General features: G+C 71.7%; 17 protein-coding genes. 7 read left to right on the top strand and 10 right to left on the bottom strand.

Translation table 11 applies throughout. From position 1 onward, the window contains the following. Positions 1-211: 211 nt before the first annotated feature. Positions 212-1,840: a citramalate synthase gene (cimA, locus tag AB0G17_RS14135; RefSeq protein WP_361380782.1), complete on the top strand. Its 1,629-nt coding sequence runs from the start codon at positions 212-214 to the stop codon at positions 1,838-1,840. Positions 1,841-2,574: 734 nt separating this feature from the next. After that, positions 2,575-3,930 carry a hypothetical protein gene (locus AB0G17_RS14130; protein WP_361380779.1) on the top strand — a complete coding sequence of 452 codons (1,356 nt, stop codon included), beginning with the start codon at positions 2,575-2,577 and terminating at the stop codon, positions 3,928-3,930. Positions 3,931-4,148: 218 nt separating this feature from the next. Here AB0G17_RS14130 and AB0G17_RS14125 read toward each other — a convergent pair whose 3' ends face one another. Next, positions 4,149-5,114 (bottom strand): LLM class flavin-dependent oxidoreductase, encoded by a 966-nt coding sequence (locus AB0G17_RS14125; protein ID WP_361380776.1) that lies wholly within the window; start codon positions 5,112-5,114, stop codon positions 4,149-4,151. 87 nt (positions 5,115-5,201) lie between these two features. On the opposite strand from AB0G17_RS14125, the gene AB0G17_RS14120 reads away from it, so the two are divergent. After that, on the top strand, positions 5,202-5,999 hold the full coding sequence (locus AB0G17_RS14120) for a helix-turn-helix transcriptional regulator (RefSeq protein ID WP_361380773.1): 798 nt from the start codon (positions 5,202-5,204) through the stop codon (positions 5,997-5,999). Here AB0G17_RS14120 and AB0G17_RS14115 read toward each other — a convergent pair. Both AB0G17_RS14115 and AB0G17_RS14110 read right to left on the bottom strand, forming a co-directional pair. Further along, positions 5,986-6,594, bottom strand: a complete 609-nt coding sequence (locus AB0G17_RS14115; protein ID WP_361380770.1) for a YceI family protein — start codon at positions 6,592-6,594, stop codon at positions 5,986-5,988. The genes AB0G17_RS14120 and AB0G17_RS14115 overlap by 14 nt on opposite strands. A gap of 171 nt (positions 6,595-6,765) precedes the next feature. Next, positions 6,766-8,109 carry a helix-turn-helix domain-containing protein gene (locus AB0G17_RS14110; RefSeq protein WP_361380767.1) on the bottom strand — a complete coding sequence of 448 codons (1,344 nt, stop codon included), beginning with the start codon at positions 8,107-8,109 and terminating at the stop codon, positions 6,766-6,768. A gap of 172 nt (positions 8,110-8,281) precedes the next feature. On the opposite strand from AB0G17_RS14110, the gene AB0G17_RS14105 reads away from it, so the two are divergent. The 4 genes from AB0G17_RS14105 (at position 8,282) to AB0G17_RS14090 (ending at position 14,046) form a co-directional block, all read left to right on the top strand. Further along, positions 8,282-9,616, top strand: a complete 1,335-nt coding sequence (locus AB0G17_RS14105) for a M64 family metallopeptidase (RefSeq protein WP_361380764.1) — start codon at positions 8,282-8,284, stop codon at positions 9,614-9,616. A gap of 127 nt (positions 9,617-9,743) precedes the next feature. After that, a complete protein-coding gene (locus AB0G17_RS14100) occupies positions 9,744-12,089 on the top strand; it encodes a polysaccharide lyase 8 family protein (protein WP_361381182.1) in 2,346 nt (781 codons plus the stop codon). A 154-nt stretch (positions 12,090-12,243) separates the two neighbouring features. After that, the gene (locus AB0G17_RS14095; protein ID WP_361380761.1) at positions 12,244-13,827 is read left to right on the top strand and encodes an acyl-CoA carboxylase subunit beta; all 1,584 of its coding nucleotides are present in this window, start codon (positions 12,244-12,246) and stop codon (positions 13,825-13,827) included. A 12-nt stretch (positions 13,828-13,839) separates the two neighbouring features. Further along, positions 13,840-14,046 carry an acyl-CoA carboxylase subunit epsilon gene (locus AB0G17_RS14090; RefSeq protein ID WP_361380758.1) on the top strand — a complete coding sequence of 69 codons (207 nt, stop codon included), beginning with the start codon at positions 13,840-13,842 and terminating at the stop codon, positions 14,044-14,046. Positions 14,047-14,387: 341 nt separating this feature from the next. Here the strand turns inward: AB0G17_RS14090 and AB0G17_RS14085 are convergent, their stop codons facing one another. The 7 genes from AB0G17_RS14085 to AB0G17_RS14055 all read right to left on the bottom strand — a co-directional run bounded on the left by AB0G17_RS14085 (position 14,388) and on the right by AB0G17_RS14055 (position 21,221). Beyond that, entirely contained in the window at positions 14,388-14,969 is a 582-nt protein-coding gene (locus AB0G17_RS14085; RefSeq protein ID WP_344431943.1) for an ATP/GTP-binding protein, read from the bottom strand. Then, positions 14,950-15,519, bottom strand: coding sequence for a DUF742 domain-containing protein (locus AB0G17_RS14080; protein WP_361380754.1), 570 nt, complete (start codon positions 15,517-15,519; stop codon positions 14,950-14,952). The genes AB0G17_RS14085 and AB0G17_RS14080 overlap by 20 nt, the downstream gene beginning before the upstream one ends. A 115-nt stretch (positions 15,520-15,634) precedes the next feature. Next, on the bottom strand, positions 15,635-16,048 hold the full coding sequence (locus AB0G17_RS14075; protein ID WP_026057603.1) for a roadblock/LC7 domain-containing protein: 414 nt from the start codon (positions 16,046-16,048) through the stop codon (positions 15,635-15,637). Positions 16,049-16,058: 10 nt separating this feature from the next. Beyond that, on the bottom strand, positions 16,059-19,388 hold the full coding sequence (locus AB0G17_RS14070; protein ID WP_361380751.1) for a nitrate- and nitrite sensing domain-containing protein: 3,330 nt from the start codon (positions 19,386-19,388) through the stop codon (positions 16,059-16,061). A 340-nt stretch (positions 19,389-19,728) separates the two neighbouring features. Continuing rightward, a complete protein-coding gene (locus AB0G17_RS14065) occupies positions 19,729-20,310 on the bottom strand; it encodes an ATP/GTP-binding protein (RefSeq protein WP_361380748.1) in 582 nt (193 codons plus the stop codon). Continuing rightward, positions 20,291-20,698, bottom strand: a complete 408-nt coding sequence (locus AB0G17_RS14060; protein WP_067164662.1) for a DUF742 domain-containing protein — start codon at positions 20,696-20,698, stop codon at positions 20,291-20,293. The genes AB0G17_RS14065 and AB0G17_RS14060 overlap by 20 nt, the downstream gene beginning before the upstream one ends. A gap of 109 nt (positions 20,699-20,807) precedes the next feature. Beyond that, positions 20,808-21,221, bottom strand: coding sequence for a roadblock/LC7 domain-containing protein (locus tag AB0G17_RS14055; RefSeq protein WP_067164664.1), 414 nt, complete (start codon positions 21,219-21,221; stop codon positions 20,808-20,810). Positions 21,222-21,230: the final 9 nt, after the last annotated feature.

Below are 21,230 nucleotides of genomic sequence, written 5' to 3'. Positions count from 1 at the left end.
CAGCGCGCCGGTCCGCAGTGACCGCTGAACCCGCGGCAAACCCCCCGCGGCAGCGGACATCGTGCCCCAGACCCGCGCGCAGACCCTTCGCACCCGCGAGGGGTCTTTTCGTTTCCCGGCCCACCACGGCCGGACGCGAGCCGCACGCGATGATGGGGGCAAGTGGAGCCAGAGAATCCGGAGCCACTCACCCGACAGGAGTCACCCCAGCATGACGGCCAACGAGGCAGCCTCACCCGAAGAGAGCCATCGCGTCGACGACACGTTCCACGTCTTCGACACCACGCTGCGCGACGGGGCCCAGCGCGAGGGCATCAACCTCACCGTCGCGGACAAGCTGACGATCGCCCGGCACCTGGACGACTTCGGGGTGGGGTTCATCGAGGGCGGCTGGCCCGGCGCCAACCCCCGCGACACGGAGTTCTTCGCCCGCGCCAAGCAGGAGATCACCTTCAGGAACGCCCAGCTGGTGGCGTTCGGGGCGACCCGCCGCCCGGGTGGCAGCGCGGCCACCGACCCGCAGGTCAAGGCGCTGCTCGCGTCCGGTGCGCCGGTGATCACGCTGGTCGCCAAGTCCCACGACCGCCATGTCGAGCTCGCCCTGCGCACCACGCTGGACGAGAACCTGGAGATGGTCCGGGACACGGTCTCCTACCTGCGGGAACAGGGCCGCCGCGTCTTCGTCGACTGCGAGCACTTCTTCGACGGGTACCGGGCCAACCCCGAGTACGCCAAGTCGGTCGTGCGGGCCGCGAGCGACTCCGGCGCCGACGTCGTCATCCTCTGCGACACCAACGGCGGCATGCTCCCCGCCCAGATCCAGGCGGTCGTCGCCACCGTCCTCGCCGACACCGGCGCCCGGCTCGGCATCCACGCCCAGGACGACACGGGCTGCGCCGTCGCCAACACCCTCGCGGCGGTGGACGCGGGCGCCACGCATGTGCAGTGCACGGCCAACGGGTACGGCGAGCGCGTCGGCAACGCCAACCTCTTCCCGGTGGTCGCGGCGCTTGAGCTGAAGTACGGCATGAAGGTGCTGCCGCAGGGCGCGCTGGCCGAGATGACGCGCATCTCGCACGCGATCGCGGAGGTGGTGAACCTGACTCCGTCGACGCACCAGCCGTACGTGGGTGTCTCCGCCTTCGCCCACAAGGCGGGCCTGCATGCCTCGGCGATCAAGGTCGACCCGGACCTCTACCAGCACATCGACCCGGGCCTCGTCGGCAACCGCATCCGGATGCTGGTCTCCGACATGGCGGGCCGCGCCTCCATCGAGCTCAAGGGCAAGGAGCTCGGCGTCGAACTCGGCGGCGACCGCGAGCTCGTCGGCCGCGTCGTCGCCCGGGTCAAGGAGCGCGAGCTCCAGGGCTACACGTACGAGGCGGCGGACGCGTCCTTCGAGCTCCTGCTGCGCGCCGAGGCCGAGGGCCGGGCCCGCAAGTACTTCCGCATCGAGTCCTGGCGCGCCATCGTCGAGGACCGCCCCGACGGCACGCACGCCAACGAGGCGACGGTGAAGCTGTGGGCCAAGGGCGAGCGGATCGTGGCGACGGCGGAGGGAAACGGCCCGGTCAACGCGCTCGACCGCGCGCTGCGGGTCGGCCTTGAGCGGATCTACCCCCAGCTGGCCAAGCTGGAACTGGTCGACTACAAGGTCCGCATCCTGGAGGGACGCCACGGTACGGACTCCACGACGCGGGTCCTGATCACGACGACGGACGGGGCGGGGGAGTGGGCGACGGTGGGAGTGGCGACGAACATCATCGGGGCGTCTTGGGGGGCGCTGGAGGATGCGTATACGTATGGGCTGCTGCGGGCGGGGGTGGAGCCGCCGGAGTAACGCCGGTCCCCCATCCCCTCCGCCGGAGCCCTCGGCCCCCGGCCCGGTTCCGGGACTCCGCCCGCCCCCGCGCCGGGGCTCCGCCCGCCCCCTGTTCTGGGGCTTCGCCCGCACCCCGTTCCGGGGCTTCGCCCCGGGCCTCTGTTTGTCTGCGGACCGTGCTGGGTTGCTCGCGCAGTTCCCCGCGCCCCTAAAAGATCCACCGCCTCCGGCGTTTCAGGCTCGGGGCACGGGCCGCAACCCCCTAAGGGGCGCGGGGAACTGCGCGACCAGCCCCCACCAGGCCGCAGACCAAGCCCGAGGGGGCCGGGGCGAAGTCCGGGGGAGCCTGCCCCCCAGACGGGGGTCCGGGCCCAAGCCCGGGGGAGTCCCCCCGCACGGGGTCCGGGGCGAGGCCCATGGGGAGCCTCCCCCCACGCGGGGTCCCGGGGATCCCGCCTCACACGGGGTCCAGGGCGAAGCCCGGGGGCCCCCGGGGTCCGGGGCGAACCGGAGGAGCCCCCCACACGGGGTCCGGGGCCAAGCCCGAGGGAGCCCGCCCCCCACACGGGGTCCGGGGCGGAGCCCCGGGAGCGGGGTGCAGGGGCCGCAGGCCCCGCCCGGGGGCCCCGGGGGCCGCGCCCCTGGGAAGCCAGCTTCACCCTCCCCCACCCCCGGAGGGTTCAGGGAAGGGGCGGGGTGGGGGAGAGGCCTGGTTTGTCCGGTTCGCCGGAGACTCCGGTAGCGTCGAAGTCATGAGGTCCCGCGTTCTGATCGCACTCTCCGCCGCCGCACTGGCCACGCTGGCCACCATCGCCCCCACCGCCGCCACCCCAGCCGCATCCGGCGTCGCAGAGGTCGCCGCCGAGCTCAAGAAGGCACCGGTCTACGTCGACCCCGGCGCCGCCGGGCAGCTCTCGGCCGCCCAGGCCGACGCGCTGGCCAAGAAGATCAAGGACGCCGACAAGCCCCTGTTCGTGGCCGTGCTGCCCGCGACCGCCGCGTTCCCGAAGGACACCCTCCTGCGGAACCTCCGTACCGACACCGGCGTCACCGGCCTGTACGCCGTCCGCCTCGGCGACGCCTTCAACGCCGGCGCCGACCGCCAGGTCATGTCCCCGCAGGCCGTCGACAACCTGAAGACCGCCGTCCGGGCCCCCGGGACCGCCGGCAACGCCTCGACGCAGCTCAACGCCTTCGTCGACCAGGCCCTGCCCACGATGCGCGGCCACGCCCCCGCCTCCTGGGGCGGTGGCTCCGGCTCCGGAGGCGGCGGTGCCTCCGCCACCGGCCTCATCGTCACCGGCGCCGTCGTCGTCGCGGGCGGCGCCGGCGCGTACGCCCTCGTACGGCGCAGTCGCAGGAAGAAGGCCGAGGAGGAGCGGGCCGCGCTCCAGCGGCTCCAGGTGGTCGTCGACGAGGACATCACCGCGTTCGGCGAGGAGCTCGACCGGCTCGACTTCCACCCCGCCGAGGCCGGCGCCGACGACGCCATGCGCGCCGACTACGAGCGCGCGCTCGACTCGTACGAGACGGCGAAGACCCTGATGGCCGCGGCCCGGCACCCCGGCGACGTGCGCGGGGTCACCCAGGCCCTGGAGGACGGGCGGTTCTCGCTCGCCACCCTCGCCGCCCGCCGCGAGCACCTGCCACTGCCCGAGCGTCGCGCGCCCTGCTTCTTCGACCCGCGCCACGGCCCCTCGGTCGAGGACGCCGCCTGGGCCCCGGCGGCCGGCGCCCCGCGCCAGGTCCCGGTGTGCCTGGCGGACGCGACGCGGCTGCGGGACGGCCAGGACCCGCTGGTGCGGCAGGTCGATACGGACGGGGGCCGCCGTCCGTACTACGACGCGGGCCCGGCGTACGGCCCGTGGGCCGGTGGCTACTTCGGCGGCGGCATGCTCCCCGGCCTGCTCATGGGCACGATGCTCGGCTCGATGCTCTCCACCCCGGCGTACGCGGCGGACTACGGCGGCGCCGACTTCGCGGGCCAGAGCTACGACGGAGGCGACGTCTCCGGCTCCGACTTCAACTCGTCCGACTTCGGCGGCGGCTGGGGCGGCGGTGGCGGCGACGGCGGTGGCGGCGGATTCGACGGCGGCGGGGGCTGGTAGACACCCCGCGCCCGCGCCCGCACCTGCGGTCGCACCCGCACCTGCGGCCGTACCCGCACCTGCGGCCGTACCGCCCCGCACCCGCAGCCGTACCGCCCCGCGCCCGCGCCCGCACCTGCGGTCGCACCCGCACCTGCGGCCGTACCGCCCCGCACCCGCGGCCGTACCGGGCAGCGCCCGCCGCCGCCGGGCCGAGGGCACGCCCGCCCCGGCCCTCCTCAGGCGCACCCGCGCAACTGCGGCAGCAGCTCCGCGAGCCGCTCCAGCTGTTCGGTCTGGGTGGCGAGGTCCAGCGCCCCGATCCGGATGACCAGATGGCGCGCGCCCGCGTCGACATAGCGGCGCAGATACGCGACGACGTGCTCGGGCGGCCCGGCCGTCAGGGCCTGGATCGTCTCCAACTGGTCCAGTTCCATCTTGTAGTTGGCCCGGCTGTACGCCTCCAGGCCGCGCCGGCCCTCGGCCGGGGTGTCGGCCAGGAGCACCGACACGAACAGCGCGGAGGAGAGCCCGGCCGGGTCCCGGCCCGCCTGCTTCGCCGCCTCGCGGACCTCCGCCAGGCCCGTCGCGTAGTCGGCGGGGTCGGGCGGGTAGGGGAGCCAGCCGTCGTAGAGGCGTCCGGTACGGGCCCGGGCGGCCGGGGTGTTGCCGCCGAGCCAGATGTCGGGGCCGCCGGGGCGGAAGACCGGGGTGGTGCGGGGGATGTCGTCGAAGCGCAGCACCTCGCCGTGGAAGGACGTCGGGCCCTCGGCGGTCCACAGCTTCCGCCACAGCGCCACCGTCTCGTCGAGCCGGGCGAACCGCCGCTCCCACGGCACCTCGGACAGCGCGTGCAGCGGCCGGCCGAGCCGTCCCGGGAAGCCCGCGCCGACGGTGACCGTGAGGCGCCCGCCCGAGAGCAGGTCGAGCGAGGCGAGGGCCTGCGCGGTCTGCACCGGGCGGCGCAGGACGGGCATGAGGGCCGCCGTGCCGAGGGTGACCCGGCTGGTCACGGGGGTGAGCGCGGAGAGCATGGCGAGCGATTCGATGCGCGGCTCGATCAGCGAGTCGTTGACCCAGAGCGAGTCGTAGCCGAGCCGCTCGGCGCGTACGCCGAAGCCGACGAGGCCGCGCGGGTCGGTGCCCTCGCCCCACTGGGCGCGGCCGATGGGGAGCAGGACGCCTGTCCGTACCGGTGAGTTCATGGGAAGCAGGCTGCCCGGAGCGCGGAATGCGCTCAATTCCCGGCAGGGAATGGCCGGTCGGGGGCGTGCCCGGGTTGGATGGGGCGCGTGGACTTTCCCAGCGCTCTGCGCGACCGCCGTACCCGCCGCAGGATCAGCCAGCTCGATCTGGCGCTGCGGGCCGGTACCACTCAGCGCCATGTCAGCTTCCTGGAGTCCGGCCGCTCCGAGCCGGGCCGGGCCATGGTCGTCCGGCTCGCCGAGTCCCTGGAGCTGCCGCTGCGCGAGCGCAACTCCCTGCTGCTCGCGGCCGGTTACGCGCCCGCGTACCCGCAGACCTCGCTGAAGGCGCCCGAGCTCGCGCCGGTCCGCGAGGCGCTCGACCGGATCCTGGCCGCGCACGCGCCGTGCCCGGCGGTGGTGGTCGACCGGTACGGCGGGCTGGTCGCGGTCAACGACCACTTCGCGCTGCTGACCGAGGGCGCCGACCCCGAGCTCGTCGGGCCGGGGGCGAACGCGTACCGCCTGGCGCTGCACCCGCGCGGGCTGGCGCCCCGGATCGGGAACTTCCCGGCGTGGGCCCGCCATGTGGTCGAGGCCCTGCGCGCGGAGGTCTCCCGCAACCCCGACGAGCGGCTGCGGGAGCTGCTGGCGGAGCTGGAGGGGTACGTGCCCGAGGTCGCCCCCGAGGAGGCGCATCTGGGGTTCGCGGTGCCGCTGGAGCTGTCGGTGCCGGACGGGCCGGGGCTGCGGCTGATGACGACCGTCACCACGTTCGCCACCGCCGTCGACGTGACCGTGGCCGAGCTGAAACTGGAGGCGTTCCTGCCGGTGGACGGGGCGACGGCGGAGTATCTCGCGGCGGCGGCGGCCGGACGGGCCGCCGCCGGGGTCACGCGGACTTGATGGCGGAGATGTCGAAGGTCAGCTTCACCTTGTCGCTGACCACGACGCCACCGGTCTCCAGGGCCGCGTTCCAGGTCAGGCCCCAGTCGGAGCGCAGGATGTCGGCGCTGCCCTCGAAGCCGACGCGCTGGTTGCCGTAGGGGTCGGTGGCGGAGCCGTTGAACTCCAGGTCGATGGCGAGCGGCTTGGTGACGTCCTTGATGGTGAGGTCGCCGACGATCCGGTACTTGTCGCCGCCGAGCTGGTGGGCCTCGGTGGAGCGGAAGGTCATCAGCGGGAACTGCTCGGCGTCGAAGAAGTCGCCGCCGCGCAGGTGGTTGTCGCGGTCGGCGATGCCGGTGTCGACGGATGCGATCTTGACGTCGATGACGGCGGCGGAGGCGGACGGGTCGGTGCCGTCGAGGGTCAGCGTGCCCTCGTGCTCGGCGAACGAGCCGCGCACGTTGGTGACCATGGCGTGACGGACGGTGAAGCCGATGCTGCTGTGCGCCGGGTCGATGGCGTACGTGCCGGTCAGCGCGGCGAGGGCGGGGTCGACCTCGCGGGCGGCGGTGGCGACGGCGGTGCTGCTGTTCTTGCGGCCGAAGAGACCCATGACTGCTCCTTGGGGGACGCGCTGCGGCCCGATGCCGAGCGGTTGAATGTTCAACAAGAACGACTGTAGAGCCATTCCGTTTAATTTTCAACAACTACTTTCGGCGCGTCCGGCGCGTCCGGCGCGTCCGGCGCGTCCGGGCGAAATCCCTCCCGGAGGTCCCCCCAGGGGTCAGTGCCGGGGCGGCTCCGGCGCCGGCCCCAGCGTCGTGGTCCCCGGTGCCGCGCGGTGGCCCAGGCCCGTGCGGTAGGCGTCCATGGCCGCCTCCGTGCGTCCCGTGCGGCGCAGCAGGTCGCCGAGGAGGCGGCACAGGTCCGCCAGGTCGCCCGTCGCGCCGCTGCGCTCCAGCAGGCCCAGGGCCGTGACGTAGTGCTCCTCGGCGGCGTCGAGGTCGCCGCGCTCCTCGCTGATCAGGCCGAGCAGGCGGTGCGCGCCGCCCGCGTGGACCGCGCCGTGCCGGTCGCCCAGCTCCGGCGCCGGGTCGACGAGTGGGGTGAGCAGGGCGGCCGCCTCCGCGTGGCGGCCCAGGCGCCGCAGGACGTCGGCCAGCTCGACCTCGACCTGGCAGGTGAAGAGCGCGGCCCGCTTGGCGGCCAGCATGTCGCGCGCGGTGCGCAACTCGCGTTCCGCGGAGGCCAGTTCGCCCTCCTGTGCGTAGACGTATCCGCGCATCCAGTGGCAGTGCGCCAGGTCGGTGCGCAGCCGCAGCTGGCGGTAGACCGACTGGGCCTTGGCGAGGGAGGCGTCGGCGTCGGCCGTGCGGCCCTCGGCCAGGAAGGTGCGCGCCACCTGGCGGTGCATCCCCGCCACCAGCGCCGGGTCGGAGACCTGCGGCGCGAGCGCCAGGGCCAGTTCGGCGGCGTGGGCGGCGCGCGCCTGGGCACCCATGTCCAGATACGGGCCGATGATCGCCGAGTAGAGCAGGACCAGCGACTCCGGGTCGTTGAGGCCGCTGGTGCCCAGCTCGTCGATGGTCGATTCGAGCAGGTAGCAGGCGTAGCGGAGCTCGCCCGCCAGGACGTGCGCGATCGCCCGGCCCCGGATCGCGCGCGCCCGGCGCGGCAGCGGCTCGCCCACCTGCTGGCGCTCGGCCTCCTCGAAGTGCCGGATCGCATCGGCCAGCTCGCCGCTCTCCAGGGCGCAGTCGCCCAGCCCCAGAAGGGCCTCGGCCTGCTCGGGCGGCAGGTCGTGCAGCTCGGCCTCGGTCAGCAGCCGGCGAAAGCGCACGGCCGCCTCGTCCGCGTCACCGGTCGCCAGGAGCTGCTGGGCGTCGGTGAGTCCCAGGCGCAGCTCGGTCGCCAGGTGCGCGGGGCGGCCGGTGGCCAGCTCCTCGTACGTGGTGCCCAGGCGCTCGGCGAGGTGGCGCAGCGCCGCCTCGGACGGCCTGACCTTGCCGGACTCCAGGGTCGACACATAGGCGGGGGTGTAGGCGGGCTCGGCCAGCTGTCGCTGGGTCAGCCCCCGTTCGGCGCGCAGTCGCTGCACCCGGCGGCCGATCACGGCAGGTTCGTCCATCGTGTCTCCCTCGTCCCAGGGCATTGCGCACACCCCGTGCGCCCCCTAACTTAAGCGAGCCGTTCAACAGATTTATCCGATCGCTTAACTTCCGTCACCGGGGGAGGAATTCATGCGCCCAGCCCTGCGCCCAGCCTTGCGTCCGTCATTGCGCCCGTCACTGCGTCCGTCGTTGCGCAGAACCATAGCGGCGACCGGACTCGCCGCGTCCGTCGTCGCCGCGCTCCTGTCCATACCCGCCACGGCCGCCGGCGCCCCGGCTCCCCGGCCGCGCGTCGAGGTCGAGATACCCGGGCCCGAGGGGGGTGCCGTCGCCGGGTCGGGGCATACGCACGTCCCGGCCACGGGAGTGAGCCGTCCCGCCGCCCGGCTCTTCGGCCGGGCCGCCGACGCCGACGGTGACGTCAGCGAGATCGTCGACAACGGGCCGAGCGCCGACCGCCTCGACGTCGTCATCGTCGGCGACGGGTACACCGTCGACCAGCTGGCGAAGTTCCACGCCGACGCCAAGGAGAAGTGGGGCGAGGTGACCGGCGTCGAGCCGTACACCACGTACCAGAACCTGTTCAACGTATGGACCGTCGACGCCGTCTCGGCGCAGTCGGGCGTCTCCGGCGACCCCGCCAAGGGTGATGTGAAGAACACCGCGCTCGGCGCCTACTTCTGGTGCGACGGCATCGAGCGGCTGCTCTGCATCGACCAGGCCAAGGTCGACTCGTACGTCGCCAAGGCCCCGCAGGCCGACCTGGTGATCGTGCTGGCCAACAGCGCCAAGTACGGCGGCGCCGGCTACAACGAGCCCAGCCAGAAGCTCGGTTACGAGGGGATCTCCACGGCGTCGGCCGACAACGCCAAGTCCGGGCAGGTCGCCATCCACGAGACCGGCCACTCGCTGGGCAAGCTCGCGGACGAGTACTTCTATCCGGGCACGCCCGGCTATGAGCACTACTCCGGGCCCGAGGCCGACCAGTCCAACATCTCGGTGCTGAGCGCCGGCGAGATGGCCGCGCGGCGGACCAAGTGGTACCGGTGGCTGGGGGAGACCTCGCCCGACGGCGGCACGGTGGGCGCGTACGAGGGCGGCGGCTACTACGTCACCGGTCTCTTCCGGCCGACGGACAACTCGATCATGCGCATCCTTGGCAAGCCCTTCAGCCTGCCCGGACGCGAGGCGATGATCGCCGGGTTCTACCGGCACGCCTCGATCGCCACGGCCGCCGTGCCGACCGCGCAGACCCTGCGCGCCCACGACCGGGCGCGGGTGACGGTGCCCCGGCTGGTGGGGGCGGACGTCAGGCAGCCGAGGATCCGCTGGTACCTGGACGGCCGCGAGCTGAGCCGGTTCGAGGGGCGCACCTGGGTCGGTGTGGCGCAGGCCGTCATCTCCCCGTGGGACCGGCGTACGCACCAGCTCAAGGTGACCGTGACGGATCCGACGAAGTCGGTGCGGGATCCGCAGATCGCCGCCGGGCTGAGCGACTCTGTGACGTGGAACGTGCGCCGGTGAAGCGGGTGAGCGAGTAAGCGCTTTCTGTTCGGTGTGTCCGGGGCATTGAACGTCCCGGGCACACCGTGCTACACCATGCGGCAGCGGTCTGCACCACTTCCCCCTCCGGGAGTTCCCTGTGTCCTTGCTGCCAGCGTGGTCCCGTCGTACGTTCCTCTCCGTCATCGGGGCAAGCGCTGTCACCCTGGCCGTGGTTCCCGAGGCGTCCGCCGCCCAAGAGGTCGACGCCGACGAGTTCGCGTTGCTGCGCGGGCGCTGGCGCGACCTCTCGCTCGGCACCGGCTTCGACCCGGGCGCCGAGCCGTACGCCTCCCGGCTCAAGGAGACCGGCGACCGGGCCCGCGCCTTCCGGGCCTCGATGGTCCCGGCCGAGCGTTCACTCTGGCCGGACTGCCCGTTCGATCCGCCCGCCGGGATCACCCAGAGCTACAGCCGGCTGTGGACCATGGCGCAGGCCTTCCTCCAGCCCGCCACCGGCCTCACCGGTGACGCCGGTCTGCTCGGTGATCTCGTGGCCGGTCTCGACCACATCGGTGCGAAGGTCTACAACCCGTCCACCACGCGCTACGGCAACTGGTGGGAGTGGCAGATCGGCAGCCCCCGCCTGCTGACCGACCTCGTCAACGCGCTCTACGAGCACCTGGACGAGGGCCGGATCCAGGCCGCCTGCGCTGCCGTCGACCACTTCGTCCCCGACTCCGCGCTCGCCGACTACTCCGGCACCTCCACCGGCGCCAACCGCGTCGACCTGTGCCGCTCGGTCGCGGTGCGCGGGGCGATCGGCCGCACCCCGGCCAAGCTCGCGCTCGCCCGCGACGCCCTCTCGCCCGTCTTCCCGTACGTCACCAAGGGCGACGGCCTCTACGCCGACGGATCCTTCGTCCAGCACACGTCGATCGCCTACTCCGGTACGTACGGACAGGTCATGCTCGACGGGCTGGGGCGGCTCTTCACGCTGCTCGCCGGGACGAGCTGGGCCGTCACCGACCCCAACCGGCAGATCGTCCTCGACAGCGTGGAGCACGCGTACGCGCCGCTGATCCACAACGGCCTGGTGATGGACAGCGTCAACGGGCGTGCGGTGAGCCGGGGTTATCTGCTCGTGGACGATCTGCACGTCATGCGCGGCGACCACTTCCACGGGCAGGCGGTCATCGCCGCCGTCGCGGTCCTCGCGGGCGGCGCCTCCGAGGCCGAGCGGACGCGGTGGCAGAGTCTGATCAAGGGCTGGATCGAGCGGGACCCGACCCACCCCGTCCTGTCCGCCCGCCAGTTCGGGGTCGCGGACCTCGCCCGGCTCCAGGCGGTCGTGGAGGCGCCGGTGGCGGCCGCGCCCGAGCCGGTCGGGCACACCCTCTTCGCCGCCATGGACCGCGCCGTCCACCGCGGGCCCGCCTGGACCGCCAACATCGCGATGGCCTCGGAGCGGATCTCGTACTACGAGTGCGGCAACGGCGAGAACCCGCGCGGCTGGCACACCGGCGCCGGAATGCTCTACTGGTGGCCGGGCGAGCAGGGCAACGACCAGTACACCGACTGGTTCTGGCCGACCGTGGACCCGTACCGGCTGCCGGGGACCACGGTGTCCACCAAGCGGCTCGCGGACCGGGCGGGCGGCGAGTGGGGCGCGGCCAAGCCCGCCGTGACGTGGGTGGGCGGGGTGAGCGACGGCGAGTTCGGGGCCGTCGGCCAGCATCTGAAGGGGCTCGGCTCGACCCTTGAGGCACGCAAGTCCTGGTTCTGCACGGCCGGGACGGTCATCTGCCTCGGGGCCGGGATCACCGCGACCGACGGCGTCCGGGTCGAGACGGTGGTCGACAACCGCAACCTGGGCGAGGCCGGGACCGCCGCCTTCACCCTCGACCGGCGGTCCCGGCCCCGCTGGGCGCATCTGGCCGGTCACGGCGGCTGGGTCTTCCCCGGCGGCGCCACCGCCCTGCACACCCTGCGCGAAGCCAGGACCGGGGCGTGGAGCGACATCAACACCACGAGCTCGGCCGAGCGCCGCACCCGCACCTATCAGACGCTGTGGCTGGACCACGGGGTCGACCCGGCGAACGCCTCGTACAGCTACCAGCTGCTGCCGGGCGCCTCGCGGCAGACGGTCGCGGCCCGCGCCGCCGACACCGGCTGGCTGTCGGTCCTCGCCAACACGGCCGCCCGCCAGGCCGTGTCCGTGCCCGCCCTGGACCTCCTGTGCGCCAACTTCTGGCAGGCTGGGAGCGCGGGCCCGCTGTCGGCCTCCGCGCCCGCGAGCGTCCTCGTACGGAGCAAAGGGGCCACGGCCACGCTCCGGATCGCCGAGCCACCGCGCACCGGGCGGCCGTTCGAGGTGGCCTGGAACCATCCCGTACGACAGGTGACCAGTGCCGATCCCACGGTCGAGGTCCTGGCCACCGGCCAGGCGCTGCGGCTGCGGATCACCCCCGGCACGGCATGCGCGAGCCACCGCTGTGACGTGGCTCTCATCTGACCGCCTTGTTGGACCTCCACAAAGCCCGACCACCCTGAGCTGGCACTTCGCCTGCATCGCGGCGATGTTCTGTTCAGGGGTACCAGGAAAAAGGTCCGGAGACTGTACAGAGTCGACGGCGGGAAATTCTTGGTCGAGTTCGTAGGGTCGATGCATGACCGTTGTGGACGAAACCCCGGGTGAGCCGAGTGACGCGCGTGGCCGTGTGGCCGAGCTGCTGGCCCTGCGCGAGCAGGCCCGGCGCGGGCCGAGCGAGCGCGCGACCGAGGCGCAGCACGCCAAGGGCAAGCTGACCGCACGCGAGCGGATCGACCTGCTCCTCGACCCGGGTTCGTTCAAGGAGGTCGAGCAGCTGCGGCGGCACCGGGCGACCGGCTTCGGCCTGGAGGCCAAGAAGCCGTACACGGACGGTGTCATCACCGGCTGGGGCACGGTCGAGGGCCGTACGGTCTTCGTGTACGCCCACGACTTCCGCATCTTCGGCGGCGCCCTCGGTGAGGCCCACGCCACGAAGATCCACAAGATCATGGACATGGCCATCGCGGCCGGGGCGCCGCTGGTGTCCCTGAACGACGGCGCCGGCGCCCGTATCCAGGAAGGCGTCAGCGCCCTCGCGGGCTACGGCGGCATCTTCCAGCGCAACACCCGCGCCTCGGGCGTCATCCCGCAGATCAGCGTGATGCTCGGCCCGTGCGCGGGCGGCGCGGCCTACAGCCCGGCGCTCACCGACTTCGTGTTCATGGTCCGCGAGACCTCGCAGATGTTCATCACCGGCCCGGACGTCGTCCGCGCGGTGACCGGCGAGGAGATCACCCAGAACGGCCTCGGCGGCGCGGACGTGCACGCCGAGACGTCGGGCGTGGCGCACTTCGCGTACGACGACGAGGAGACCTGCCTCGCCGAGGTGCGGTACCTGCTGTCGATGCTGCCCTCCAACAACCGCGAGAACCCGCCGTCGCACCCCAGCGAGGACCCGGCCACCCGGCGCGGTGACGTGCTGCTCGACCTGGTGCCCGCCGACGGCAACCGCCCGTACGACATGCACAAGGTGATCGAGGAGCTCGTCGACGACGGCGACTACCTGGAGATCCACGAACGCTGGGCCCGCAACATCATCTGCGCCCTGGCCCGGCTCGACGGCCAGGTCGTGGGCATCGTGGCCAACCAGCCGCAGTCGCTCGCGGGCGTCCTGGACATCGAGGCGTCGGAGAAGGCCGCCCGTTTCGTTCAGATGTGCGATGCTTTCAATATCCCGATCGTCACCCTTCTGGACGTGCCCGGCTTCCTGCCCGGTGTCGATCAGGAGCACGGTGGAATCATCCGGCACGGCGCCAAGCTGCTGTACGCGTACTGCAACGCGACCGTGCCCCGGATCTCGCTGATCCTGCGCAAGGCCTATGGCGGGGCGTACATCGTCATGGACTCCCAGTCCATCGGCGCCGACCTCACCTACGCCTGGCCGACCAACGAGATCGCGGTGATGGGCGCCGAAGGTGCCGCCAACGTCATCTTCCGCAAGCAGATCGCGGAGGCCGAGGACCCCGAGGCGATGCGCGTGCGCATGGTCAAGGAGTACAAGGCCGAGCTGATGCACCCGTACTACGCGGCCGAGCGGGGCCTGGTCGACGACGTCATCGACCCCGCCGAGACCCGCGAGGTGCTGATCGCCTCCCTCGCGATGCTGCGCACCAAGCACGCCGACCTGCCGTCCCGCAAGCACGGCAACCCGCCTCAGTAACGAGGAGTCCGAGTGAACACCCCTGTTTCTTCCCCCTCAGTCCTGCGTGTGGAGAAGGGCGAAGCGGCGCCGGAGGAGCTGGCGGCCATCACGGCCGTCCTGCTCGCCCGCGCGGCCGCCCAGCCCGCCCCGTCCCCGTCCCGCGGCCGCGACACGGCAGGCTGGCGCCGCCTGGAGCGCACCCCGGGCTTCCGGGCACCGCACTCCTGGCAGGGCTAGGCTCCTAGGGCCTGTCGTCACATTCCCGTCTGTCCTGCGACGCCTGGCACGCACTCTCGCCGCACCGGGCGAAAGCCCACGTACGTCCAGTACGTGGGCTCTCGCCCGGCGCGCCGAGAGCACGCACCAGACGCCGCCGGACCGCCCTTCGGGCGACGACGGGAATGTGACGACAGGCCCTAGAGCCTGAGAGAAGGCCCCGCCGCTCCCTTGTGGAGCGGCGGGGCCTTCCGCGTGTACGTGCGGGGCGCCCCCGCCGGCCCGCAGACGGACACATGACGAAGGCCCCGCCGCTCCACAAGAGGGAGCGGCGGGGCCTTTCGCGTCGTACGGGCGCAGGGCTACCGAAGCCGTGCCATCAGCGCGTGCTCGACCAGCGTGATCAGCGCGCTCTTCGCGTCCGCGCGGTGGCGGGCGTCGGTGGTGATGATCGGGGTGTCCGGGCCGATCTGCAGGGCCTCGCGGACCTCTTCCGGGGTGTACGGCTGGTGGCCGTCGAAGCCGTTCAGCGCGATGACGAACGGCAGGCCGCTGTTCTCGAAGTAGTCGACGGCCGGGAAGCAGTCGGCGAGGCGGCGGGTGTCGACGAGGACGACGGCGCCGATGGCGCCGCGGACCAGGTCGTCCCACATGAACCAGAAGCGGTCCTGGCCGGGCGTGCCGAACAGGTACAGGATCAGGTCCTGGTCGAGCGTGATGCGGCCGAAGTCCATCGCGACCGTGGTGGTCGTCTTGTCGCCCGTGTGCGTGAGGTCGTCGATGCCCGCGGATGCGGACGTCATGACGGCCTCGGTACGCAGGGGGTTGATCTCCGAGACCGCGCCGACGAACGTGGTCTTGCCCACGCCGAAGCCGCCCGCCACCACGATCTTCGCGGAAGTAGTGGAGCGGGCAGCACCGCCGCTAGAGCTTGCGAAGTCCACTGAGCACCCTTTCGAGCAGTGTCACATCTGGCTGGCCGCCGGCGGACTCGTCGCCGCCGGGCTGGTGGATGGCGACAAGTCCGGCCTCCGCCAGGTCGGCGACGAGGATTCGGGCAACGCCGAGGGGAATGGAGAGGAGTGCCGAGATCTCGGCGACCGACTTGATCTCACGGCACAGATGGCAGATCCGCTGATGCTCGGGCAACTGCCCTTGCAGCCGGGCGGGTTCCGCCGTGGTGTGCACCAGCGCCTCGATGGCGAGCTGGTAGCGCGGCCGGGTGCGGCCGCCGGTCATGGCGTACGGACGCACAAGGGGATTGTGCGTGCCGCCCGCCGGGGAAGACTTGGGGGTCTGCCGCGGCTGCACCGGCTCGATGCGGGGCTGCGGCGGCTGGTCGTACGGGCCCGGCTGGCGCTGGGGCTGCTGGTACGCGTGCTGGCCCTGACCGCTTCTGCTGGGGGCGGAGGGAAAGTTGAACCGGTTCTGCCCGTGCTCACCCGGAGACTGCTGGCCACCGTTGTATGGGTGTCCGCCTGGGGGTGTTGTCACGTTTCCTCCTCCGACTGCCGGTCGCCCGTTCCTGTGGGACCGCGCCACCGCACCTTATGGCGCGGTGGCGAGAAACGCACTGCCTGTCTGGTAGTTGAGAACGGGAAGTTCACAACTAATTAAGGAGACTGCCCTGGAGTTCCGCGCGCAGGTCCGGGGTGAGGACGGTGCCCGCGCGGTCGACAAGAAGGGCCATCTCATAGCCCACGAGACCGATGTCGGCCTCGGGGTGGGCGAGTACGGCCAGCGAGGACCCGTCCGAGATGGACATGATGAAGAGGAAGCCGCGCTCCATCTCCACGACCGTCTGGTTGACGGCACCGCCCTCGAAGATCCGGGAGGCTCCCGCGGTCAGGGACGTCAGTCCGGAGGCAACAGCCGCCAGCTGATCGGCCCGGTCCCGGGGGAAGCCTTCGGACATCGCCAGCAGGAGTCCGTCGGCGGAGACCACCACCGTGTGGGACACCCCGGGGGTGTTGTCCACGAAGTTGGTGATCAACCAGTTCAGATTCTGCGCCGCCTGGCTCATCGGGCTCACACTAACGCTCCTGGTTGTAGGTGTTACTTGTGTCCGACCCCGCGCTGCGGCCCTGCTGGACACCGCGGCGCAAGTTGCTCAACCTGCCGCGGACGTCCTCGGGAGCGCGGGAGACCTGTGGGCCGCCCTGCGGGGTCTGCTCCGCCGCGCCCTCGACCAGATTGGCCTTGGGCACCCGCCGGGGAAGCCCCGAGGGTGTGACCCCGCCGGCCTTCGGCTCACGCAGCTTCTCGGCCCGCGTCCAGCGCTCGTCATTGGTCGAACGCCAGTCGCCGGTGGGCTCGTCGGTGCCAGAAGCGGCGCCGTCGGCGGCTCCGGCAGCGGTACCGTTCACGGTTCCGTTTCCGGTTCCGTTCACGGTCGCGGGGCCGGTGCCCTTGACGGGCTGCCGCTGCTGCTCGGGCCGCTGCGGTTCGGACTTCTGCTGCGGCTCCTGGGCGGCGGGCTGCCAGTTCTGCTGGCCGCTGCCGCGCCTGGGCAGACCGGCGCCGGTCAGCTCGTGGGAGGAGGCCGGGGTGGGGCCCGGACGGTCGAAGCCTACGCGCTCGCGACCGCCCGCGGGAACGTCCGGAGCGGATTCCGCTTCCTCGTTCGCCTGCGGGTAGTCGGACGCGTACGAATCCTGGTACGCGGCGTTCTGCTGCCACTCGCCCTGGTGGGGCGCGTCGCCGTAACCGCCGTCGTACCGCGGACCGTCGGCCGCGGGCGCCTGGTAGGCGGCCTCCGCATAGCCCTGGTCCTGGTAGCCGTTCTGCTGCTGTCCGTAGGACTCCTGCGGGTACGCGTCGGGGTAGTCCTGCGCGTACTGCTGCTGCCCCTCGAACTGGTCGCCGTACGCGGCCTGCCGGCCGTCGTACGACTCCTCGTACCCGCCGTCGTAGGACTGCTGGGCGTACTGCTCGTCGTACGCGGCGCCCTGCTGCACACCGTCGACCTCGTCGCGGTAGAGCGGGCGGTCGCCGCCCTGCGCCTGGGCCTCCAGGGCTGCACGGCGCTCCTCGCGCATCAGCGAGCGGTTGACCGGGTCGAGCTGGAGGGAGTCGCCCTGCTCGCCCGTCTCGTAACGGGAGTCGTCGAAGCCGAGCTCGGCGGCGGTGCGCATGGCCGGGGCCGCCGGGGCCTCGAAGCTCTGCTGCTCCGGGATGATCTGCGAGACGGTGAAGTCGTCGCCGGGCAGCGGCTCGCCACCGCCACCGTGGGTGATCGCGTCCGGGAGCATGACCAGCGAGGTGGTGCCCGCCTGCTCGCCGGAGGGGCGCAGCTGGACGCGGATGCCGTGCCGGTCGGAGAGCCGGCCGACCACGAAGAGGCCCATGCGCTGCGAGACGGCGGCGTCCACGGTCGGCGGGTTCGCCAGCTTGTGGTTGATGTCCGCGAAGTCCTCGGCGGTGAGGCCGATGCCCTTGTCGTGGATCTCGATCATGACGCGGCCGTCGGGGAGACGGGTGGCGGTGACACGGACCTTGGTCTGCGGGGAGGAGAACGTGGTGGCGTTCTCCAGGAGCTCGGCGAGCAGGTGCACGAGGTCGGTCACGGCCTGGCCGTGGATCTCGCTCTCCGGCACACCGGTCAGCTCGATGCGCTCGTACGACTCCACCTCGGAGGAGGCGGCGCGCAACACGTCGACCAGCGGGACCGGCTGGTTCCAGCGGCGGCCCGGCTCCTCGCCGGCGAGGACCAGGAGGTTCTCGCCGTTGCGGCGCATACGGGTCGCGAGGTGGTCCAGCTTGAAGAGGCTCTCCAGCTGGTCCGGGTCGGCCTCGTTGTTCTCCAGGTCGGTGATGAGAGTCAGCTGGCCCTCGATCAGGGACTGGTTGCGGCGCGACAGGTTGGTGAAGATCGCGTTGACGTTCCCTCGCAGGAGCGCCTGCTCGGCGGCGAGCCGAACGGCCTCGCGGTGGACCTGGTCGAAGGCGCGGGCGACCTCGCCGATCTCGTCCGTGGAGGTGATCGGGATGGGCTCGACCCGGGTGTCGACCCGGCCGGGCTCGGTGCGCGAGAGCTGGTCGACGAGCATCGGCAGTCGCGTTTCGGCCACCTCGAAGGCGGCGGAGCGCAGCCGGCGCATCGAGCGGCTCATCTGGCGGGCCACCATGCCGGCCAGGATGAAGGCGGCGAGCAGCGAGACCACGACGATCGCGCCGTTGAGGTACGCGGAGGTCTTGGCGTCGTCCGCGATCTGGCCGGCCTCGGTCACGGCCTTGGTGACCAGGTCCTGCTCGATCTCGGTGTAGCCGTCGAACTTGGCGGTGGAGGCGGCCATCCAGGTGTCGGGCGTGATGCCCTGGGCCTTGAGCTGCTTGGCGCTCTGTCCCTCGCCGATCGCGGCGGCCATGCTGTTGAAGGGCGAGCCGTCGCGGGCCGGGGCGGCACCGATGCGCGGGCCGTCGTCGGCCTGCTGGCGCGTCGCGGGGAGGTCCTTGGCGGCCTGGGCGGCCTTGGCCTCCATGACCTGCTTCAGATGGGCGCTGTCCGCGTCCGTACCACCCGCGTCGAACTCGCCGAGGGCGATGAACTCCAGGTAGTTGTACGAGTTGAACGCCTTGACCTGCATCTGGAAGGTCTTGGGGTCCTCGCTCGGACGGATGATGAGGTGCAGACCAATGGAACGCTGCAGTGACTCCGCGGCCTTGGCGAGGTCGACCGCGTAGACCATGCGGCCGTAGCTGGTGATGTTGCCGGTGCCGAGGCCGAGCTCGTTGGAGAACGTGCTCAGGTAGTGGGGGACCTGGGTGTAGCCCTCTTCGGTCAGCACCGGGTTCTTGGCCTCGACACCCTTGGCGAACGCGGTCTTGCGCAGGGCGTCGAGGTTCTTCTCGGCCTCGCGGACCTTGGCCAGACGGCGCTTGAGGCTCGCCGTGTCCGGCATGCCCTGAACCTCGGCGTCGAACTTGGCGCGGGCCGCGTCTGAGGTGGCGTACGCCTTGTTGATGACGTCGGCGTCGCGCTTGTTCTGCAGCAGGGGCTGAGCGGTGAGGTCACGCTCGTTGAGCAGGGCCTGGCCGTACTCCGAGGCGGCGCGCACGATCTGCGCCGTCTTCTCGGCGTCACGCGCGTCGCGCCAGGTGGATATGGAGCCCTTGACCTCGAAGCCGCCCATGACGAGGCCGACGAGGACGGGGATGAGGAGGATGGCGTTCAGACGGGTGGCCACCCGCCAGTTGCGCGGCGAGAACTTGCTCCGACTGCCGGAGTCGGGGGCGGCGGCCTGACCCGCGCCCTTGCCCCCGGCGGGGGACGGCCGCTCGTCCGGCGTCGCCGCATTGCGCTGCGGCGGGGTGAAGTTGCCCCGCGCCTGCTGCGTCGCGGAGCTCGTCGTGCTTCGCCTCACTCGACCAACAACCTCTCGGCGCCGGCACCTCTCGTGGTGTGCCTATAAATGTTCTGAGCCGTACTACTCGGGAGTTCGTCGAATTCCAGCACGCCAGGGGGGTCCGTTCCAAACAGCTGGAATCCGGGATTCCGAGTGGCGCACGCCTCAGATAAAACGGGCATAAAGAGCGAGCCCCGCCAAATGGCGGGGCTAATGTGAGCACAGTGAGACCAGGTGAACGCGGCGGGTGTCCGTGACGAGGGAATTCTCTGTCGAAACGTTATGAACACAGGGGCGGATCGTGTCAAAGGACACAGTCCGCCCCCGTTCGTCTACGACAACTGCCGTATGCCCCTGCCTACTTGAGTCGTGCCATCAGTGCGTGCTCGACCAGCGTGATCAGCGCGCTCTTCGCATCGCCGCGGTGGCGGGCGTCGGTGGTGATGATCGGGGTGTCCGGGCCGATCTGCAGGGCCTCGCGGACCTCTTCCGGGGTGTACGGCTGGTGGCCGTCGAAGCCGTTGAGGGCGATGACGAACGGCAGGCCGCTGTTCTCGAAGTAGTCGACGGCCGGGAAGCAGTCGGCGAGGCGGCGGGTGTCGACGAGGACGACGGCGCCGATGGCGCCGCGGACCAGGTCGTCCCACATGAACCAGAAGCGGTCCTGGCCCGGCGTACCGAAGAGGTACAGGATCAGGTCCTGGTCCAGGGTGATGCGGCCGAAGTCCATGGCCACCGTGGTGGTGGTCTTGTCCCCGGTGTGGGTGAGGTCGTCGATGCCCGCGGACGCGGACGTCATCACGGCCTCGGTGCGCAGCGGGTTGATCTCCGAGACCGCGCCGACGAACGTGGTCTTGCCCACGCCGAAGCCGCCCGCCACCACGATCTTCGCGGAGGTGGTAGAGCGGGCAGCACCGCCGCTAGAGCTTGCGAAGTCCACTGAGCACCCTTTCGAGCAGCGTCACATCCGGCGTGCCGCCGGCCTCTCCATTGCCCGGCTGGTGGATGGCCACCATGCCGGCCTCCGCCAGGTCGGCGACAAGAATCCGGGCCACGCCGAGCGGCATCTGCAGCAGCGCCGAGACCTCCGCCACCGACTTGACCTCGCGGCACAGGTGGCAGATCCGCTGGTGCTCCGGGAGCAGCGTCGCCAGGTGCGCCGGGTCCGCGGTCGTGCTGACCAGCGCCTCGATGGCGAGCTGGTAGCGCGGCCGGGTCCGGCCGCCCGTCATGGCGTACGGGCGGACCAGCGGCTGGTCGCCTTCACTGTCGTAGTGCGCGTCGTGCAGAGCGCCGTACGAATCGTGTGAGGCGGGTGGCGGGGTCATGGATCCTCCGGGCGGGACAGCAGGGACAGCGAGTGTCTTCGAGCCGTCTTGTGTGGCCGGTGGGGGGCGTTGCGGCCGGACGGTGGTTTCTGACTGAGGTGGGGGGGCCTCAGTGGAGCAGGCTCCCCTGGAGCTCCGCTCGCAGGTCCGGGGTGAGGACCGAGCCCGCGCGGTCGACCAGGAGGGCCATCTCGTAACCGACCAGGCCGATGTCGCACTCGGGGTGGGCGAGCACGGCCAGCGAGGAGCCGTCGGAGACGGACATCAGGAAGAGGAAGCCGCGCTCCATCTCCACCACGGTCTGGGCGACGGTGCCGCCCTCGAAGATCCGGGACGCACCCGCGGTCAGCGAGGTGAGACCGGACGCCACGGCCGCGAGCTGGTCGGCCCGGTCCCGCGGAAAACCTTCGGACATGGCAAGCAGCAGACCGTCGGCGGAGACCACCACCGTGTGGGACACCCCGGGGGTGTTGTCCACGAAGTTGGTGATCAACCAGTTCAGGTTCTGCGCCGCCTGGCTCATCTGACTCAA

The sequence above is a fragment of the Streptomyces sp. NPDC023838 genome, assembly GCF_040639555.1.
In the GTDB taxonomy this organism is placed as follows: domain Bacteria; phylum Actinomycetota; class Actinomycetes; order Streptomycetales; family Streptomycetaceae; genus Streptomyces.
This window is presented reverse-complemented; position numbering and strand designations above follow the sequence as displayed.

Bases quoted from the DNA above. Each gene is read 5' to 3' on its own strand.
- AB0G17_RS14110 (WP_361380767.1), bottom strand. From the start codon at position 8,109: ATGGACGAACCTGCCGTGATCGGCCGCCGGGTGCAGCGACTGCGCGCC.
- AB0G17_RS14095 (WP_361380761.1), top strand. From the start codon at position 12,244: ATGACCGTTGTGGACGAAACCCCGGGTGAGCCGAGTGACGCGCGTGGC.
- AB0G17_RS14125 (WP_361380776.1), bottom strand. From the start codon at position 5,114: ATGAACTCACCGGTACGGACAGGCGTCCTGCTCCCCATCGGCCGCGCC.
- cimA (WP_361380782.1), top strand. From the start codon at position 212: ATGACGGCCAACGAGGCAGCCTCACCCGAAGAGAGCCATCGCGTCGAC.
- AB0G17_RS14075 (WP_026057603.1), bottom strand. From the start codon at position 16,048: ATGAGCCAGGCGGCGCAGAATCTGAACTGGTTGATCACCAACTTCGTG.
- AB0G17_RS14060 (WP_067164662.1), bottom strand. From the start codon at position 20,698: ATGACCCCGCCACCCGCCTCACACGATTCGTACGGCGCTCTGCACGAC.
- AB0G17_RS14115 (WP_361380770.1), bottom strand. From the start codon at position 6,594: ATGGGTCTCTTCGGCCGCAAGAACAGCAGCACCGCCGTCGCCACCGCC.
- AB0G17_RS14055 (WP_067164664.1), bottom strand. From the start codon at position 21,221: ATGAGCCAGGCGGCGCAGAACCTGAACTGGTTGATCACCAACTTCGTG.
- AB0G17_RS14130 (WP_361380779.1), top strand. From the start codon at position 2,575: ATGAGGTCCCGCGTTCTGATCGCACTCTCCGCCGCCGCACTGGCCACG.